Source organism: Nitrosophilus sp. (genome assembly GCF_982775275.1).
In genome coordinates this window covers 1-2,191 of sequence record NZ_CEXZHP010000235.1, presented here as the reverse complement: position 1 = coordinate 2,191, position 2,191 = coordinate 1, and the positions used below count along the sequence as shown (strand labels likewise).

The 2,191-nt window shown below is 30.6% G+C and carries 3 protein-coding genes; all 3 read right to left on the bottom strand.

Going from position 1 to position 2,191, the window contains the following annotated elements:
- Positions 1–125: 125 nt before the first annotated feature.
- Entirely contained in the window at positions 126–950 is an 825-nt protein-coding gene (locus AC30RD_RS08695; protein ID WP_489494111.1) for an aspartoacylase, read from the bottom strand.
- Positions 947–1,753, bottom strand: a complete 807-nt coding sequence (locus AC30RD_RS08690; protein WP_489494112.1) for an ABC transporter permease — start codon at positions 1,751–1,753, stop codon at positions 947–949. Before AC30RD_RS08690 ends, AC30RD_RS08695 begins: the two co-directional genes overlap by 4 nt.
- Positions 1,747–2,191: RsmD family RNA methyltransferase (locus AC30RD_RS08685; protein ID WP_489494110.1), on the bottom strand; the 445-nt coding region annotated here is incomplete at its 5' end. The genes AC30RD_RS08685 and AC30RD_RS08690, both read right to left, overlap by 7 nt.

Sequence of the window (2,191 nt, the reverse complement as noted above, 5' to 3'; positions counted from 1 at the left end):
TTTGCCTCTTAAAGCCTAACGGCTTTACCCTCGCTCACTTTCTCACTTTTTCACTTTCTAACTTTTTCACTACTCAACTACCCAACCACTCAACCATTTTAACTTTTTTAACCAAAATTAACCACTCAAATAAAAACTTTTTTACATAAACAAAAAGCCATACTTTTTTCATAATATGCCGCTTCATTTATAAAAACCGCAAATAAGGGATCCCCTTCATATAAAATCTCATTTTTTTCAAAATCTAAAAAAATTGGGTCCTTTTTATTTATTAAACAGTAATCTTTTCCTATTAAATTGGGATGTATAACTGCACTTATTTCTTCATTTATTCTTGGAAAATCTACAACTTTAACTATTTCGTAGGCTTCTATCTTTTCATCGATTTTTAAGTTTTGAATATTTTCCAATATTTTAACCGCTTTTGTTACTATCTCATCGCATCTAAAAAATATGTTAGGATCCAAAACACCTTGGCATATCGCTCCGGCTTCAAGTGTTATGCTATGGGGAACGATACTGTTTATAAACTCTCCTTCATTGTTAGATAACCATCTTAAAATCTTTATATCTTTAAACTCTTTTGCCAAAGCTTTTGCCAGATTGTTTGATAAATCGTCATCTTTTGAAAGCACTATACTCATATTCATATTTGAAGTCGTGGTATGAAGATCTATTAAAAAATCGCAATTTTTAACTCTTTCTTTTAAAACTTTTGCCCTTTCAAACTCATAAAAATGGGAATCTTTTGATAAAGCCTCTTTAGAAAAAGATCTATTTAGATCATAATCTATATATCTTCTTTGCATTTTAAAAGCTTTTGGATTGGCAAGAATATAATCGATATTTAAATTTGATTTTATCGGTTTTTTAAGCCATTTTTTTATCAGATACGCTCCGGTTAGTTCATTTCCATGGACTCCACCGGTTATAGCTACATTTTTTATCATAAAATCCTCTCTTTTTTATTTGTTAAATTTTGAAGATAATCAGAAATATTTATAAGGGAAAATGTAACCAAAAATATCATCAAACCCGGGAAAAAACTAACCCACCATGCGATATCTATCACCTCTTTTCCTTCACTAAGTATAGATCCCCAGCTCATTTGGGGAGGCAAAACGCCAAGTCCCAAAAAGCTAAGACCCGATTCACTTAAAATCGCACCTCCTACTCCGAAAGTAAAACTTATAAAAAATATGGGAGCAATTAATGGGGCAAAATATTTTAATATTATTTTATATGAAGGAACTTTAGCTATTTGTAAAATTTTAATAAAGGGTTTTGAACTTATTTCAAAACTCTCACTTCTTATCATCCTTGCTGTAGTCATCCAACCTGTTACGGAAATAACAACAATCAATACAAAACTTGATGCTTCTATATAGCTAACAAGAGCCAAAAGTAGAAAAAATGTTGGAAAAGTTAAAAAAAGATCAACGATAACAACAAAACTTTTATCTACCTCTCCTTTAAAAAAACCGGCACTTATTCCTGCGATCAAACCTATAAAAGATGCTATAAGTGCACTCCCAACACCAATAATTAGAGATATTTGCCCCCCTTTAATAATTCTTGCTAAAAGATCCCTTCCCAATCTATCGGTTCCAAAAAGATGTTCAAATGAAGGTGGCAGAAGTATTGCATCTTTATTTAACTCGTATGGAGATGCACTATATATATATTCTCCAAAAAAAGTGAAAATAAAAATAAAAATAAGTATGGCTATACTAAAATAAGGCTTTTTCAAGATTTGACTCCATAATAGCTAAGAGTTGTTTTGCCAAATTTCCTCTTTTTTATAAGTTCATACTCTCCAATTTCTTGAGGCATATCTATTTTACTCATATGCTCGATTATTATCATTAAAACAGTATCTTTTGGTAAATTTTCAATAGTTTTTATAACCTTTTTATATATATCTTCTTGTCCCTCTCTTATAGCAAATGGAGGATCAAAATAAAAATAGGCTTTCTCTTTTTTATTTTTAAGTTTTTCTATAACATCATATATTTTTTCAAAGGCGTCTCCAAAAATAAGCGTGCATCTGTTTATATCCAAAGATTTTGCGTTTTTTAAAAGAGTATTAAAGGAGTTTTTATCTATCTCGATAAAATAGACATGTTTGGCGCCTCTGCTTAAAGCCTCAAGACCTACACTCCCGCTTCCGGCAAAAACTTCTACAAAGTTT